The 15,827-nt window shown below is 55.6% G+C and carries 12 protein-coding genes, 1 tRNA gene and 1 CRISPR repeat array; of the genes, 7 read left to right on the forward strand and 6 right to left on the reverse strand.

Features of this window, described 5'->3' with window-relative positions; genetic code table 11:
• Window positions 1–497 precede the first annotated feature (497 nt).
• From AC6I1V_RS01420 to AC6I1V_RS01430, 3 genes are all read left to right on the forward strand, one after another.
• Window positions 498–591: transfer RNA gene (locus AC6I1V_RS01420), tRNA-Sec, on the forward strand.
• A gap of 1,130 nt (window positions 592–1,721) precedes the next feature.
• A CRISPR array of direct repeats spans window positions 1,722–2,709; the repeat unit is 28 nt; unit sequence GTTATCCGCCGTGTAGGCGGCTTAGAAG.
• A gap of 1,362 nt (window positions 2,710–4,071) precedes the next feature.
• Entirely contained in the window at window positions 4,072–5,265 is a 1,194-nt protein-coding gene (locus tag AC6I1V_RS01425) for an MFS transporter (protein WP_497736804.1), read from the forward strand.
• 164 nt (window positions 5,266–5,429) lie between these two features.
• Window positions 5,430–6,413: a GGDEF domain-containing protein gene (locus tag AC6I1V_RS01430; RefSeq protein WP_486854984.1), complete on the forward strand. Its 984-nt coding sequence runs from the start codon at window positions 5,430–5,432 to the stop codon at window positions 6,411–6,413.
• 689 nt (window positions 6,414–7,102) lie between these two features.
• Here the strand turns inward: AC6I1V_RS01430 and AC6I1V_RS01435 are convergent.
• The 5 genes from AC6I1V_RS01435 to AC6I1V_RS01455 all read right to left on the reverse strand — a co-directional run bounded on the left by AC6I1V_RS01435 (window position 7,103) and on the right by AC6I1V_RS01455 (window position 10,756).
• Window positions 7,103–8,026 carry a carbohydrate kinase family protein gene (locus AC6I1V_RS01435; RefSeq protein ID WP_497736805.1) on the reverse strand — a complete coding sequence of 308 codons (924 nt, stop codon included), beginning with the start codon at window positions 8,024–8,026 and terminating at the stop codon, window positions 7,103–7,105.
• Window positions 8,014–8,589, reverse strand: a complete 576-nt coding sequence (locus AC6I1V_RS01440) for a putative Se/S carrier protein (protein WP_486853937.1) — start codon at window positions 8,587–8,589, stop codon at window positions 8,014–8,016. Before AC6I1V_RS01440 ends, AC6I1V_RS01435 begins: the two co-directional genes overlap by 13 nt.
• A complete protein-coding gene (locus tag AC6I1V_RS01445; RefSeq protein ID WP_308771551.1) occupies window positions 8,586–8,798 on the reverse strand; it encodes a sulfurtransferase TusA family protein in 213 nt (70 codons plus the stop codon). Before AC6I1V_RS01445 ends, AC6I1V_RS01440 begins: the two co-directional genes overlap by 4 nt.
• A 12-nt stretch (window positions 8,799–8,810) precedes the next feature.
• Window positions 8,811–9,896 carry a YedE family putative selenium transporter gene (gene yedE, locus AC6I1V_RS01450; protein ID WP_486853936.1) on the reverse strand — a complete coding sequence of 362 codons (1,086 nt, stop codon included), beginning with the start codon at window positions 9,894–9,896 and terminating at the stop codon, window positions 8,811–8,813.
• Between the two features lie 422 nt (window positions 9,897–10,318).
• Window positions 10,319–10,756 (reverse strand): universal stress protein, encoded by a 438-nt coding sequence (locus AC6I1V_RS01455; protein WP_302552149.1) that lies wholly within the window; start codon window positions 10,754–10,756, stop codon window positions 10,319–10,321.
• A 460-nt stretch (window positions 10,757–11,216) separates the two neighbouring features.
• On the opposite strand from AC6I1V_RS01455, the gene AC6I1V_RS01460 reads away from it, so the two are divergent.
• Entirely contained in the window at window positions 11,217–12,413 is a 1,197-nt protein-coding gene (locus AC6I1V_RS01460) for a dicarboxylate/amino acid:cation symporter (protein ID WP_302552150.1), read from the forward strand.
• A gap of 54 nt (window positions 12,414–12,467) precedes the next feature.
• Window positions 12,468–12,941, forward strand: a complete 474-nt coding sequence (locus AC6I1V_RS01465; RefSeq protein WP_486853935.1) for a hypothetical protein — start codon at window positions 12,468–12,470, stop codon at window positions 12,939–12,941.
• Between the two features lie 262 nt (window positions 12,942–13,203).
• On the opposite strand, the gene AC6I1V_RS01470 is transcribed toward AC6I1V_RS01465, so the two are convergent.
• Window positions 13,204–13,602 carry a hypothetical protein gene (locus AC6I1V_RS01470; protein WP_302552152.1) on the reverse strand — a complete coding sequence of 133 codons (399 nt, stop codon included), beginning with the start codon at window positions 13,600–13,602 and terminating at the stop codon, window positions 13,204–13,206.
• A gap of 215 nt (window positions 13,603–13,817) precedes the next feature.
• Here AC6I1V_RS01470 and AC6I1V_RS01475 point away from each other — a divergent pair, with 215 nt between their 5' ends.
• The gene (locus AC6I1V_RS01475; protein ID WP_302552153.1) at window positions 13,818–14,066 is read left to right on the forward strand and encodes a hypothetical protein; all 249 of its coding nucleotides are present in this window, start codon (window positions 13,818–13,820) and stop codon (window positions 14,064–14,066) included.
• Window positions 14,067–14,867: 801 nt separating this feature from the next.
• A complete protein-coding gene (locus AC6I1V_RS01480; protein ID WP_302552154.1) occupies window positions 14,868–15,818 on the forward strand; it encodes a hydrogenase small subunit in 951 nt (316 codons plus the stop codon).
• Window positions 15,819–15,827: the final 9 nt, after the last annotated feature.

The following is a 15,827-nucleotide window of genomic DNA, read 5'->3' on the forward strand; positions in this document are numbered from 1 at the left end:
AATCAATATGTATTAAAAATAATATTATTGTCTTTTAAATATATTGATTAGCTTATTATCATTTTGTATAAAAATATATGCGGTATTTCGTTATAAAGAAATGTAATGAATAGGAAAAAGTGTTTGGCATAGATGCCAATTGGGGGAGGGAGAGCAATAATGGAGCTAACCCCGCGCAGTAGGCTTATCTGAAAAGAGCTGCGATGCCTTGAGGCTTGGGGGCATCGCAGCCTCGGTCGAAACGAATCGGAGAAGGGCCATATGCTGAGGAGTCAAACCGGGAATTATTGAGTTTTTTGAAAAAAGATACTGTGCAGTTGCTCTGTCGCCAGAATAGGCTCCCTTTGGGCGTGTTTTGTTGCTTTTCAGGCGGCATATGGTGGCCCCTTCACGCCTTTTCGTGTCATGGGTTATTAACCTATTGATATTACAATGAAAAAGGCGCTATTGACGAAAAGGAAGGATGTGATACTTTCCCAAAAGTAAGCACAAGTTAGGGAAACGTTTCGTCACCGGTGTGGCGCCCAGTCTTCAAAACTGGTGGACGGTCGAAAGGCCGTTGGTAGGTTCGACTCCTATACGTTTCCGCCATTATTGAATAAAAAAGAAGAAGGTTAGCCTAATATATAGATTAACTTTCTTCTTTTCTTTTTTGCCCCATCATTACCCCACATTTAAAAGTAATGAATGGGAAGCAACAGTAGCGCGTAAATCAATTTTCACCTGAATTCTCTTATAAGCTATTGGAGAACGGACTCCCGTTCATAACAAATCTTCTTTCCAATTTTTGTGGAAGGAGGTCCATCTCCCTCAGACTTCATGTTGTATAGCGTTTGGTATTTATAGATCCCCTGAAGAAGCTGGGGAACTGTTGCCGTGCAAAAATAGGGGGAAGCTCTTGGAAAAGTTGTTCAAACATGGTGTTTTTATTGAGAGAGCCCATTATGTTGCCTTCAGATAAATGTTTGTTCCGATTTCCTCTATTTGCTGCTCAACCTTTTCGAGCGCATTGTACAGCGTGGTCAGTGCTTGAGTAGGTTATGCCAGTAAAGGCCCCGGAAGTAGACAGGGCAGGTGTTCCGGGTATTCCTTAGGGTTGTGTCGTTATTTGTATAATTATTTAAAATTATTTTAAATATTTTTAAAACTTGAAAATAATTAACTGTTTCAATAGATTATATTTAATTGCCGACACGCCCTAGGAAAGTGAGGCCCGCCCACATTCCGGCGGCCTATTTTTCCCATTTCGCGTCTTCATCGATTTTGGCGAGTGCTGAACCGACATGTTCGGCGAGGATACGAAACCTTCCGTTGAGGTCTCGTTTGGCGCCGGCAGACAGCCTGCACTTGGCATTATTACTACATCGTTCAAACCAGCGGTTGATTTTCTCAATCTGCTTGCCAAATTCGCCAATCTTGGCAAAAGGTTCCGGCTTGAGGGGGGATTAGTACCACGATGATCATGGACATGGCCAGAATACAGCGGGTGCCTGGATTACTTTGTGTGGATAGGGGATGGTGGGGGGATTGGTCTTTGCATATTCTCTTCCAGAAAAAGAAAGCCCGACAGTAATGAGGGACGTCCTTTGGCTTCATAAAAGAGTTGTCGAGAAAAGGAATTAAGAATAAGGTAGTTAGAAAGAGAGGGTAAAAACGAAGTCTCTGAAGCCTTGTTAAGGGTAACCTGTTGAAAAGCAGGGAAAACTTTTCGAGAGATTCTAGTTATCCGCCGTGTAGGCGGCTTAGAAGTTCCTGGGCTAAAGACTATTTCACAACTGCTCGTTATCCGCCGTGTAGGCGGCTTAGAAGTAGATAACCAGCACCATGGCCTTGAGATGCCGGTTATCCGCCGTGTAGGCGGCTTAGAAGGAGATATTCCGGCAACTGCAAGCGAGCATCTTGTTATCCGCCGTGTAGGCGGCTTAGAAGGCTTTGTCCATTCCACAATACCCATTCTGGGTGTTATCCGCCGTGTAGGCGGCTTAGAAGGAAAGCATCTGCAAGAGAACCAACGGGACTATGTTATCCGCCGTGTAGGCGGCTTAGAAGAGTCTATCGAGATAAACGTGGCGCGGTCGCAGGTTATCCGCCGTGTAGGCGGCTTAGAAGACACTATCACGCCATCCTCTTCGGCGTCTCCCGTTATCCGCCGTGTAGGCGGCTTAGAAGTGTTTATATGCATCTTTCCAATTTTTTCGTGCGTTATCCGCCGTGTAGGCGGCTTAGAAGTTGCGATGTAGCCTTGCGCCTTCCCGTTTGGTGTTATCCGCCGTGTAGGCGGCTTAGAAGTGCAATGGGCCGACCACGGATTGAAAACAAAAGTTATCCGCCGTGTAGGCGGCTTAGAAGGGCATATCACATATGTGAAAGGGCTGATCACTGTTATCCGCCGTGTAGGCGGCTTAGAAGGCGCCCGTCGCCCCCGAGTATTTCCGCTTCTCGTTATCCGCCGTGTAGGCGGCTTAGAAGTTGGCGCGGGACAGGTCGGTCTTGTCTCGTGTGTTATCCGCCGTGTAGGCGGCTTAGAAGCTCATTGTCCCGGATGACGTCGACCAGCCCCCGTTATCCGCCGTGTAGGCGGCTTAGAAGAGCATCCCACGAATGGCGACAAGCCTTGAACGGTTATCCGCCGTGTAGGCGGCTTAGAAGGTTGAAGACAAGATAGCAAACGCAAGGGGGGCGTTATCCGCCGTGTAGGCGGCTTAGAAGTGTTCCGTCGTGCCCACCACGGCGAGGCTGCCGTTATCCGCCGTGTAGGCGGTAAAAATACTGAAAAGCAGCCCACCTGAGTGAGGTATCTTCCGTTTGGTTTCATTCGTAGTCTTCCTATATGTTTCCGCCAAAAAGAATCTTAGGAAGCCCCATAAAGCCCAAAAAGCTTTGTGGGGCTTTACGTTATTGAAGATCTGCAATCCTGCATCGAACAAAACAAAGCCCGGCTTCGTTCATCAATCTGGATTTTTTTGTGATTGTTTATAGGAAATGGTTGATACTTTACTGCTTGAAGCTCCAATAACCAGCAGAATGCCTCAGTTATGGAGCCAGCCAATGAAAAAACAGGAGGAAACGGCTGTATTTTCCTTATACTGTGAGATGAAACAACCACATTCTATGGTAGAGCCTTTTTTATTGGAAAGAAACGGTTGTTCCGTTTTTATCCCCGAAGCCCGATACGCTGGGGGACTGGGACAGCTTGCAGTTAGACGTATACAGCGGGCTTTCCTGCGTCGTTCCTTTGCCGGTCATGAGACGGGTTTTTTACGTACGAGGCAGGCATTATTCCCTACTATAAAAATAGGAAACCTCTTCCTTTGGAATTCGGAATACACGAGGATATAGGGAGAGTATGCTGAGGATAGTCTTGAGTATTTTTATACCGCAGCATGGCGTGAATTCTTCGGAATTTCATCGTATTCTGTTGTCTATTCCATCCATTTTCAGCACAGCCCTTTCAAATGCCAGTATGTGGTATTGGTATGGTTTGGGGCAGGCTCCGTTTTGTGTAAATACGGAGTGAAGCACAGAAAGAAGAGCGTTCGCCTCTTGGTGTTCCCCTATGTTGCAGAGGTACGGAGTGATGCCTTATTCTGGATTATTTGGCCCCTTGTCCTAGGTCGTGTCGTCAATTAGATATAATCTTTTGAAATTATTTGGCTATTTCAATGAGTAACGTATCGTTTTTAATAGTTTAAAATAGTTATGTGTAAAATAACGACACAGCCTAATCAGTACTGGCCCGTCGGTATTGCGATGGGGCTCGTGCGGACGCCGGAATTGCGTATATCCCTCAAGGCGTAGCCATGCCCTCTTCAGGCGGAAGTGGAGGGCAGAAATATTCCCTCATGGCCTGCCCTGTGAAATTGCGGCGGAGATTCCATTGACAGAAACGGATTTGTATTAGAGCGTGAAAAGCGTTTTCCATGAAGCCGGTTTTCATGGGGCCAGCCCGCATGCGGGCGGGAGGCTCCGGGCTGTTCGTCTTTTTGCCTGATGCGGGCCTTTTTCCCTGTTTGATGCCTGCGAAGAGGGCATGTTCCGAGAGTTTCAGCTGAAAAAGACTGGGAGGGGATTATGTCGGATCATCCTCGCACTCATCAGAATGCGATCTTGAGAACCTATGCCGGGCTTCTGTTGATTTCGATTTGCGTCTATACGCTGATGTACGCTCCGCAGCCCATGTTCAACTCGGTGAGCCGGGACTTTGGTGTGGATAAAGGCTCCACAGGGCTGCTCGTCAGCGTATTCATGCTGTCGCTCGCCATCTCGCCCTTGTGCGTGGGCATGTTGCTCAGCCGTATCGGTGTGCGGCGCGCCATTCTGGGCGCTTCACTCCTGCTCGGCATAAGCGGCATGGGGGTATGGTTTGCCCCGTCCTTCCTTGTCCTTCTCGGCATCCGCACTTTCCAGGCATTGCTGGTTCCGGTGGTGCTCACAGCCGTTATGTCCAGCATTGCGGTCATGTTCCGACATCTGGATCTCAACCGTGCGCTTGCGGGATATGTGACTTCCAATCTTGTCGGTTCGCTGTGCGGCCGGATCATCGGGGGCTGGGCTGCGCAGATGTTTGGGTGGCGTGCCACTCTCGCCTTCATCTGCTTTTTCTTTTTCCTTATCCTCCTCTTCATCCGCAGCATCCCGGAAATGCGCAACACCAAAGCACGCCTTCACAGCCCCCGTGAATACCTCGCCGTTTTCAAGGGCAGGGGAGTCCCCAGCCTCTTTTTCGCTGAAGCCTGCGGCATCTTCGTCTTCGCCGCCATCGGCAACCTTATCCCCTTCCGTATGGCGGAGCTTGGGCAGGGCCACTCCGAAGGGCTCATCGGGCTTATGTATTTCGGGTATTCCGTCGGCCTTGTCGCTTCGTTGTCCCTTGCGCCGCTCATGCGCCTGTTTAAGACACCAACAAGGCTCATCCTTTTCGCCTCCGCCGTGTATGTCGCCTCTTGCCTCACGCTTGCGGTGCCGTCTCTTTGGGCCCTTTTCGGTGGGCTATGGCTTATAGCCTTTGGGGAGTTCGTCGTCCATTCCATTTGCCCCGGCCTCATCAACCATCAGGCCACGCTCTCCGGCCATGGCGACCGCGGCATGGTCAACGGGCTTTTTCTTGCCTGTTATTATTTCGGCGGGCTTCTCGGCTCCTACATTCCCGGGGCGCTCTATTCGGGCTTCGGCTGGTTTGCCTGTTACCTCTGTATTCAGCTCGTTCAGGTCGCCGCGTTTTTCATCCTGTTCAGGCTGCACCGGACGGCGCCCGATTTGCGGTAGGACGGCCCGCCCCGTTAGTTCCAGCTTCAGGATGCCTGTCCGTTTCCGCATGTTTTGGAGAATTTGGCGTGGCTGTTGACATGTCCGGGGCCTTGTGTTTCCTCCTAATGCTAGGAGACGCTTTTTGCGGGAGTGGGGTTCTGTACTGCGGGAGAGTGGGGTAAATGATGAGCAGCGTGTTTCGCATCGAGAATGAAGAAGGGATCGGCCCGCTGGGTCGGCGCGGCATTGAGCTGACTCACGAGATCATGTATCGGCATTATCGGCGCGATGAGGATTTCGTCTATGCGCAGATGGCCGAGGGGGTCACGTGGATTGGGCCTTCCCGCGCCCAGTACACCACCGGTGTGGACAAGCTCAAGGAACTTCTGCAGATCGAGCGGCTCGTCACCTTCACGATGGAGCAGGAAACTTATCAGGTCGCCTATGAGGACGAGCAATCCTGCCTCATCTTCGGCTGCTACACGGTTACTTCCGACGAGGAAACCGGCCTATTCATACGTACCCTGCAGCGGGTGTCCTTCTTTTTTCGGTTGGTTGGCGGCCGCCTCAAGGTCGTGCATATGCACCTGTCCCATCCCTATGAGTTTGTGGATTCGGACGAAGTGTTTCCGTTCCGGTACGGGAAGGATGCCTTTGACTATATCCAGCGGACGCACCAGATGGCCTTTACGGACAGCCTGACCGAACTCGGCAACCGCAACGCCTACGAGACAAGCTGCGTGAGGATGGCCCACGATTTTGACTCGGTGCGTTCCCTGTGCCTCATCCTGTTTGACCTTAACGGCATGAAGCGGGTCAACGACACATGGGGGCATCTTGCCGGTGATCGGCTCCTCAAGGATTTCGCCTCGATCCTGCGGGAAACCATGCCGCCCACCGCCAAATTGTATCGGTACGGCGGGGACGAGTTTATCGCCGCCTTGCACGACGTTTCGCTCTCTGATGTGAAAAAGTGCCAGCAAAATTTGGAACAGTGCATTGAGCGTTACAATGAGGGAAATGAGATACATATGAGTGCCGCTTGGGGGCATGCCTTTTTCAACCCGGAAACGGATCACGGCCTTTCGGAGATTGTCAAGCGGGCGGATGTCATGCTCTACGCCATGAAGCGAGCCATGAAACAGGCCGCCGGGAATGCAGGCTGAGGGCCTTTTCCCGTACTTTACGGAGTAGTGTCTCTCTTTGGGCGCGTGATGACGTTTTACGTCAGCACCAAGAAGACTTCCATCTATAAGGAAGGGGCGAGGGAAAGTGTTCAGGGTTGAGGCGTACCGTCAGAAGCCGCGGCAGAAGGGAATCCGCCGGTTTTTTCCGTAACGCATTTCATAGAGAGGTTATTTTGTCTCCGCCGTATCTTGAAACCAGCCTTTTTCTCTTATTTTCCGTTTGTGGGCTTCATAGCTGAGGCGTTTTATTGGTTATCCCTTTGGAATTTAAAAAAGGCTATGCTATAGAGAATGGTTGATGCTTTTTTTCTTGAAATTCCAAAGGTATAAACGGAAAAATACCTTAGCCGTGGATCCTGCCGAGGGGAAAATAGGAGAAAAAGGCTGTATTTTCAACGCACTGTGGAGATGAAACAACCATAAACTATAACAGAGCCTTAAAAAATGGCTCTGTCATAGTATATGGCTGTTTTATTTAACATTATGCTGAAAATATAGCCTTTTTTCCCGTTGATGGGCTCCATGATTGGGGCATTTTATTTGGTATTCCTTCGGAATTTTAAGAAATAAAGTACTAACCGTTTCCTATGACACAGCCGAAAAAATAAAGCATCAACCCTTTTCCATAACATAGCCTTCCGTACCCCCCATCTACGCAGGCAGAATTCCTAGGGGCGATCCTTGTCTAAAACCGTTTTATACCCTAGAGGCGCACAGGGGGAGGCCCCTTCCAAGGCACAGCGCAACGCTTCGGGGAGGAAGGGCAGCAGTTCCGCGATCTGCGTCGCGGGGGTCGGGTTCGCAAGCAGCCCGGTAATCCGGCTGGCCCGCGCTGCGGTCAGGCAGGCTTGGGGCATCTCCATGCCGCCGGCGAGCAGGCCCGTCACAAGGCCGGTGACAAGATCGCCCGTGCCTCCGATGGGCTCCAGAGCGGCAACCTGCGGTTCGGATACGTCACCGAGGAACCGTCCGCCTTCCACCAGATGATCAATCTTCCCTTTGATGAGCAAGAAGCGCGCGGCGTTTCCGTGCTGATAGGCGCGTTCGACGAGGGATGGGATATCCTCATCCGCGGCCAGCAGAAAACCTCTGGTGTAGAAAGGGTGCGGCGCTTTCTCATCGGCAAGAAAGGCCAGTTCCCCGGCATCGGGGGTGAATAGATCGTAGGCGTCGGCGTAGCCGCTCATCTTGGCGACATACATGAAACCGGCATCAGCAACGAGCACGGGCTTGGGGTTCGCTTCCTCCAGAGCCATCAGGACGCGGTTGTGCCCATCAAGGTCGGGGAACAGGTAATGGAACGTGATGCCCTGCACCCCGGACAGGCTGGGGGAGGCCGCAAGGCGGCTGTAGAGCTTCCGGCTTCCGTCGCCATTCCCGATGTCCCCGGCGAGCAGTGCCGTGGGAGGCTCCACCCCAAGCGTTTCGCACGTCAGCAATGCGGTTCCGAGCAGGGCGGGCGTCCCGCGCTGTACGGAAAGCGGGGCGATGCCCCCGCCCTCCGCATGGAGAAAGCCGCCATCCAGACGCCAGCGCCCCCCCGTCAGGGGAAAAGAAGCATCCGGCACCGTACCGCAGATCATCCACGCCATAGCCGCCTCGCCTCCTCAAATGCGCGTTGCAGCGAATAGGAACACAGCGTCTGCCCCTTGACCCGCGGCTCCTCGGCCTCGCCGATGCATTGCCCCGTCAGCAGCGCCGCCAGATACGGCACATCGGGGCATCCGCCTCCGGACACGTTGACGATTTTCCCCGTGGCGCGTTCCACGGTGATTTTCATGTTCGCGGCCCGCACCATGAACCAGTCGCCGTAATCCTGCACATGGAACAGCGATACGGGTTCGAGCAGGGTATCGCGCATGGGGACGGACTGGATCGGCTCAAGGCGGGCGGCTTCCAGCGCGTTGCGGATAAGCGGCTCCTGCATCAGGTCAAAAACGATGATCATGTCGCATCCCGTGCGCAGTTCGGGGGGAGGCCCTTTGACCTCCACGGCAAACCCCGCTTCCCGCAGTATCCGTTCGGCCCGGATGACCTCGCCCGTATGCTGGAAAACGAGAAAGCCGTATTCCGTGGATGTGCGGGAAGGCGGGGAAACCCCTTTCCGGGGCTTCCCTTGAAACACTTCGGCTAAACGGGAAAAGAAGTCCCTCACTTGCGGAGTTCCAGCCGGAAGACGCCCTCGCCCTCATCTTTCGGGGTGACGTTCCAGCCCTTTTTTTCAGCGGCGCGGGTGACGTTTTCGAGGCTGGCCTCGTTGTCCACCAGCACATCCAGAGGGGCATCGGCGTTTTCCGTCATGGCCTGATGGAAGAGGACCAACGGCTGGGGGCAGGAAAGTCCCCTGGTATCAATGGTACGCATGGCAATTCTCCTTTACGCCTTCTTGGAATGGACAAAGCCGATGATCAGGCAGACGACGAAACCGATGATTGTCGCCTGCATACCGTATACGCCGATGTCCGTGCCGGAACTGGCCGTGCCCAGATTGTGGGCCATAGCCGCGCCGACCAACATGCCGAGGGCAAAAATGCCGGCGTCGCTGTCGCCTTCCCCCGCCATGAAGAGCTGGCGGCCGGGGCATCCCCCGGCGAGTGCGAAGGCGAGCCCGGCGGTAACCATCCCAAGATAGTTCCACAGAAAGTCGCTGTGGGCCACGGGCTGGCCTTCAAAGCCGAACTTGAGGCCGCCCGTCAGGGCGTTCGCAATGAATGCGGCGGCGAACATGGCCGCCAGCCCGAGGAACAGGTGGGTGTAGCGGAAAAGGAAGAGGTCGCGGAACGCGCCCATCGTGCAGAAACGGCTGCGCTGCGCGAAGATGCCGATTATGAAGGCCAGCCCCAGCGAAGCGATGAAGGGGGCGTGTTGTGAACCGGGGCCCTTCACGGAGTAGAACAGGGGGCCGCTTTGCGGCTGATCCGGGATTTGCGGGAAAATGAGGTAGAGAAGGAGCAGGCAGACGACGATGACGGGGAAGATTGCCCCGGAAACGACGCTCTGGCTGTTGCTGCGGCCAAGGGAATAACCCCTTTTGAAAAAGAGTGTCCCGACCCAGATCCCCGTGGCCAGTCCGGCAAGGCCGAGGATGGCGTTCCCGTCGCCGCCGGCGAGACGGAGTATCGCGCGCCATGGGCATCCGAGGAACACCAATGCGCCCATAGCGGCTATCATGCCGAGGACAAAACGGACGATGGGCGCGGAACCCCCGCGCGGTTTGAATTCCCGCGTGGCGATGGCGGCTGCCAGCGAGCCGAGCACCAGCCCCATGATTTCAGGGCGCAGGTACTGGACGATGGCCGCGCGGTGCAGGCCAAGCCCTCCGGCCACATCGCGCTCGAAGCACGCTACGCAGATCCCCATGTTTGCCGGGTTGCCGAGCTTTTGCAGCCATACGGCGATCAGGCCGATGACGGCACCCACAACGATGATGCCCGGCGTCGTCGCAAAAAGATTTTTCCTCATCTCCTACTCCTTCCCAAACGTTTTGGCGGATACACCATGCATACGATGGCTCCATCCTGAACGGGGAAAGAGAAGGAACGCCTTACGGCCTCCCCTCGGCTGCACACTCAGAAGGGCGGCGAAAAGCTCCATGCTCTTTCCGCGTCCGAACGGACAAGAAGAACCTCACACCGTGGGTTCTGTTTGCCTTCAATCAGTTGCGCGTATACAGCATTGGTACCACCCTTAAAAAGTGTTGCCCATGAACATTTCCCATGAACGGTTTCCTGTTACACCGCCGGGAAGTCCGGGTCAACCCGCTTTCGCAAGCGCGGCGGGACGTATCCGGGGGACGCTTTTCCGCATGAAAAAACCTCCCGTTAGGCGGGAGGTTCCGAAACGCGTAATGCTTTTCCCCGCTTGCCGGGAAAGGGCGTGTGCCGTCAATATCTGGGGCGGATGACGGATACGGAGCAGTGGGCCTTTTTCACGACTTCCGTGGCTACGGAGCCGGCAAACAGTTGGCGGAATCCGATCCGTCCATGCGCGCCGACGACGATGCAGTCGATGTCACTCTTGTGGGCGTATTTGACGACTTCTTCCGAAACCTTCCCCATGAGGAACGCGCAGTCGTCGACGCCTTCCGGGAAGTTGGCGTTCAGGAAATGTTCCATCTTTTCCAACAGGGCTTGGGTGGGGGCGATCCTGTTGGGCTGGCCCTCGCCGGAAAGGTAGTTGGATTCATAGACCGTTTCGGAAGGGAGCACGTACACGATTGAAATGGAAGCGCCCGTCAGGGACGCCACCATCTTCACGTGTTCGATGGCCGGATGGGGGGCATCTTCCAAGTCAACGGCGTAAAGAAGCTTTTTCAGTTCCATAACATGGCCTCCTGTGGTGCCCAAAACGGTGTTTATTGGTGTTACGATGCCCAAGGAAGAGGGAGGCTGTCAAGAACAATCCTCATGGGGAGAGGGGACAGCGATGGTATCTCATTGGATTCAAAATTGTTCCTTGCATCAGGGCTTTTCGTGAATGTCGACAGTGATGCGTCAGGGGCGTTGCCGCGCCGCCGCGATAGGCCGTCGCCGGACGCCCTGATCGCCACACGCCGAGGCGTTCCCTTCCGATCCGCCGCCGTTTGCTGGACAGCCTTGTCCTTGGGGGCCGTGTTACGTATGATGGGGCGGAGACGGGTGGACGGAGGCGGGCCGTGGGGAACGGCAGGGCCTCCGGCCTGTTTTTGGCATGGCGTTCTGCGGCCCCCGATGAGAAGGCGGGCCGCCCCGAAGAGGCCGGGCCCCTTCCCGGTATGTTTGACGAAGAGAGAAGGAGTGGGCGATGTCCGCCAAGAAAAGTGATTTCGGGTTGATCATCAAACTGTTGGTGGCACTGGCCATCGGTGCCGTTCTGGGGCGCATGGCCAACGTACAGGTCATGGATGCCGTGGCGTCGATCAAATATGCCTTGGGGCAGATTATTTTCTACGCGGTGCCCCTCGTCATCGTGGGCTTCATCACGCCCGCCATCGCCCGTTTGGGGCAGAACGCCAGCAAGATGCTGCTGACTGCCGTGGCCATCGCCTACCTTTCGTCCGTCGGCGCGGCGGCGTTCTCGGCGGCTTCCGGCTACGCCATCATCCCGCACCTCTCCGTGCCCACGGAAGTGAGCGGGCTCGTCGATCTTCCGAAGCCGTCCTTTGTGCTGGACATCCCGCCGCTCATGTCCGTCATGAGCGCGCTGGTCACGGCGCTGCTGCTTGGGCTCGCCGTGAGCTGGACTAAGGCCGAGATCATCAACAAGGCGTTGGCCGAGCTTGAAGCCATTATGACCAGCGTCGTGACCCGCGTCATCATCCCCATCCTGCCGCTTTTCGTGGGCGCGACGTTCTGTGAGCTTTCCTATGAAGGCCGCCTGACCGTGCAGTTTCCCATATTCCTCAAGGTTATCGGCATCGTGATCCTCGGCCATTACATCTGGCTCGCCGTACTGTACGTCATCGGCGGCATCCTGTCGGGCCGCAACCCGTGGCAGGTGCTGCGTTATTACCTGCCCGCGTACCTTACCGCAGTGGGAACCATGTCCAGCGCCGCCACGCTGCCCGTGGCCCTGTCCTGCGCGCGGCGTTCCCCGGCCTTGAGCAAGACCGTCACAGAGTTTATGATACCCTTGGGGGCGACCGTGCATCTGTGCGGTTCCGTGCTGACCGAAACCTTTTTCGTCATGACCATCAGCCTGATGCTGTACGGCGCGCTGCCGTCCGCGGGTACGATGGCTTTCTTCATCGTGCTGTTCGGCATCTTCGCCGTAGGTGCCCCCGGCGTGCCCGGCGGGACGGTTATGGCTTCGCTCGGCCTCGTGACGAGCGTGCTCCATTTTGATCCGGCGGGCGTGGCCCTGCTGCTGGCCATCTTCGCGTTGCAGGACAGTTTCGGAACGGCCTGCAACGTGACCGGGGACGGGGCGCTAGCCATGATGATGGAAGGGATTTTCAACCGCAACCGTCAGCTCGACGACCGCTTCGGCACGGGTGAATAGTGCCGTCAACGTATTCCCCCGCCGCGCTTGGCCCGGCGAAGAGGAGGCGCTAGTATGCCGTGGGTGATCCTCGCCGCCGCGCTGTGTGTCCTAGTCTGGTTTTGGCCCCGGAACACGCTGATAGGCTTGGCCGTCGTCGGGACGGTCGGGGCGCTTGTCGGCATCGCCTTCTGGGGATACGGCGTTTATGCTGAACGCCAGCGGGAGCTTGTCGCCATTACCGTGGAGCCGGCCGCGGAAGCGGCGTCGCGGGTGTCGCCCGGCATTGCGTGCGGGGAGGGCGAACTGCTCGTCTCCATCACGAACGGGAGCGGGAAGACGGTGTTGGGCGTGCGGTTCAATGTGGGTGCCTACCGTGAAGGCCGGAGCACCAACATCGCCAAGGGGAATTGGTTCGACGATGATCACATCATCAACCCACGGGGCACGGTGTCGGCCTGCTGGAAGGCCCCCGGTCTGACCCGCGATCCTGAAGGGGACAGGGTGGTCTGGAAGGCCAGCATCATCAAGCTGGAGTTCGCCGAATAGAATACGGGCCGGGGCAGACGCTCCGGCCCGTTTTGTCTGGGTGGGCCTTGGACGGCGGACATAAAAGGCTGTGCCCTAGAAAATGGTTGATGCTTTTTCCTTGAAGTTCCAAAGGATTAACCGAGAAAATGCCCTAGCCCTGTATTCCGCCGAGAGGAAAACTGGAGAAAAAGGCTGTATTTTCACCTCACTGTGGAGATGAAGCGACCTCATACTGTGACAGAGCCACGCAAAAAAGCCCCGGAAGGCCGGGGCATCTGGGTTACTTTGCGGTCGTGGGCGCGGGGGCGCTTTCGAGATCCTTTTGCAGGTCTTCCTTAAAGGGGAGCTGCTTGTGGTGCTTCAGGTATTCGCGCTGGGCCTTTTCCCGTTCCTTCACATAGTCCTTTTGGGCGTCACGGACTTCCTTGTAGTATTTTTTCAGATCCTTGTCCCGGCGTTCCTGAAACTTCTGGGCATCGGTCTTGTCGTCGCCGGTGAGTTCGTCGACGGTTTCCTTCACCTCTTTCTTGATGTCCCGATAGCCGTCCTTGACGGACTGGGTGAATGAGTTTTCCGCGAGGAAATGGCTGCTCAGGCCGGTGGCGTGGGCGGCGAACGGAAGGAGCGTCAGCCCGGCGGCGAGGAGGCAGCCGTGCAGCAGGGCGTTATTGCGTTTCATGATAATCCCCCAAAGGTTAGACTGTGATTGATTACCTTGAGTGTACCTCAGGCAAGGGAAAAGGCAACCACATGAGAGGAAAGAAATCATACCTCACTGCAATGGCGGCATATCCTCCCATGCACTGCAAGCGGCATTTTCTTTTTCTGGAATCAACGCAATACCTCTTGACATCATGTAAAACGATCGCATTCTTCCTGGAAAGGAGATTTGAGATGTCACAGAAAGTCAAGACATGGGAATCGCATGTTCCCGGCTGCTTTGGTGGTTCGGATCATATCTTCGCCGGTCATCCCGCCGAGGAAAAACGCGCCAAGGAACTGCGCAAGGTGTGCTCGGAACAGCGCATCCCGATGGATGATGTGGCCAAGGCTATTGAACATTTCCTGAAATCCAAAAAGGTCGGCGATGCCCTTATTCAGGCACAGGTGGAGCGGGCCAGAAAATTCTTGAAGCTGTCGTAACGGCCCTTTCAGCCTACCGGGATACTGCGGGCCGGAATCGCCCACAGCCCCGGCGGACTGTACGCCGGTGGTATTGGAATGCCTGTCGGAGCGCCTCAGCGGGCGCTTTTTTTGTACCCTCCGCCCAATCCGGCACAAGGGCCCCGCTTCTCTTGCATCCTGTCAGGATGGGGTCTTTCTGCTGCAGCACGCTGCGCCGTATCTCTTTTTCTTTTGGCTCTGTTAAGTATGTGGTTGTTTCATCTCCACAGTGCGGTGAAAATACAGCCTTTTTCTCCGGTTTTCCCCTTGGCGGGCTCCACGGCTAAGGCATTTTGCCGGTTATCCCTTTGGATCTTCAAGGAAAAAAGCATCAACCATTTTCTATAACACAGCCTTTCTTTTTGATTCTCCCGCCGCCCCCCTTTTCTCTTTCCATAACAACGGCCCGGAAGCATTCTAACGCCGTGTGCAAGCATTCTCATTACGTCCCGCTATGCGCCCTTTTTCACGTTACGATTTTTTGATGACCCGATTGACACGGCCCCATCGTTGCCGTAGCCTCCGAATACCCTTATACTGGGCTGTTCCGAAGTGGAGGAGGGCGGCATTGTTCTTCCCGGAGGGGGAACATGCTTGCCTGAAAGGGCATTGTCCTGAGGCCGCGTCCTGCAATGCGCGGCATTTCTTCCGTTATTGTGGGGATATGCCCGGTTTCGCCGTCTTTGCGGATGAAATGCCGGATGGATGCAAAAGGGGTTCCGACCATTTTGATCCACGCATGCGGCCGATATGTTGTCGGTCGCTGAAAAGGAGAAGCGTATGCGTATTGCCGTTGGTCTGGGAAAAGAAAATGTCGAGGCGCGGCTGGAACGGCAGGGGGTATCCCGCCGGGATTTCCTGAAATTCTGTAGCATGGTCGCCGTGACGATGGGCATGGGGACCGGATTTGCCGAGCAGGTCGCGCGGGCGCTGACCATGCCCCGTCGCCCTTCCGTGGTGTACCTGCACAACGCCGAGTGCACGGGCTGCTCGGAAGCCTTGCTGCGGACGGGGCAGCCGTTCATTGATGAACTGATTTTGGATACGATTTCGCTCGATTACCATGAAACCATCATGGCTGCCGCGGGCGAAGCCGCCGAAGCAGCTCTGGAGCAGGCCATTTCCGCCCCTGAAGGCTTCATCTGCGTCGTGGAAGGGGCCATCCCCACGGCGAATGAAGGCAAATACGGCTACATCGCCGGGCATACCATGCTCGACATCTGCGGCCGCATCCTCCCCAAGGCCAAGGCCGTGGTCGCCTACGGCACCTGTGCCGCGTTCGGCGGCGTGCAGGCGGCCAAGCCCAACCCCACCGGCGCAATGGGCGTCAACGAGTGCTTCGGCGCGAAGGGCGTCAAGGCCATCAATATCGGCGGCTGCCCTCCGAACCCGCTGAACCTCGTGGGGACGCTGGTCGCCTTCCTGCGTGGCGACAAGATCGAGCTCGACGCCAACAACCGTCCCATGATGTTCTTCGGCAGCAGCGTGCATGACCTGTGTGAGCGCCGGGAACATTTCGACAACGGCGAATTCGCTCCCTCCTTCGACTCCGAAGAGGCCCGCAACGGCTGGTGCTTGTATGAGCTGGGCTGCAAGGGGCCGGAGACCATGAATAACTGCCCGAAGGTCAAATTCAACGAAACCAACTGGCCTGTGGGCGCAGGGCATCCGTGCATCGGCTGCAGCGAGCCCGGTTTCTGGGACAACCTGTCCCCGTTCTATGAAAACTAGAGGGAGCAC

Source organism: Bilophila sp. T19-St14, assembly GCF_059728385.1.

Coding starts and splice junctions, on each gene's coding strand:
- AC6I1V_RS01455 (WP_302552149.1), bottom strand. CDS start 10,756: ATGGAACTGAAAAAGCTTCTTTACGCCGTTGACTTGGAAGATGCCCCC.
- AC6I1V_RS01465 (WP_486853935.1), top strand. CDS start 12,468: ATGCCGTGGGTGATCCTCGCCGCCGCGCTGTGTGTCCTAGTCTGGTTT.
- AC6I1V_RS01480 (WP_302552154.1), top strand. CDS start 14,868: ATGCGTATTGCCGTTGGTCTGGGAAAAGAAAATGTCGAGGCGCGGCTG.
- AC6I1V_RS01470 (WP_302552152.1), bottom strand. CDS start 13,602: ATGAAACGCAATAACGCCCTGCTGCACGGCTGCCTCCTCGCCGCCGGG.
- AC6I1V_RS01435 (WP_497736805.1), bottom strand. CDS start 8,026: ATGGCGTGGATGATCTGCGGTACGGTGCCGGATGCTTCTTTTCCCCTG.
- AC6I1V_RS01445 (WP_308771551.1), bottom strand. CDS start 8,798: ATGCGTACCATTGATACCAGGGGACTTTCCTGCCCCCAGCCGTTGGTC.
- AC6I1V_RS01460 (WP_302552150.1), top strand. CDS start 11,217: ATGTCCGCCAAGAAAAGTGATTTCGGGTTGATCATCAAACTGTTGGTG.
- yedE (WP_486853936.1), bottom strand. CDS start 9,896: ATGAGGAAAAATCTTTTTGCGACGACGCCGGGCATCATCGTTGTGGGT.
- AC6I1V_RS01430 (WP_486854984.1), top strand. CDS start 5,430: ATGATGAGCAGCGTGTTTCGCATCGAGAATGAAGAAGGGATCGGCCCG.
- AC6I1V_RS01475 (WP_302552153.1), top strand. CDS start 13,818: ATGTCACAGAAAGTCAAGACATGGGAATCGCATGTTCCCGGCTGCTTT.
- AC6I1V_RS01425 (WP_497736804.1), top strand. CDS start 4,072: ATGTCGGATCATCCTCGCACTCATCAGAATGCGATCTTGAGAACCTAT.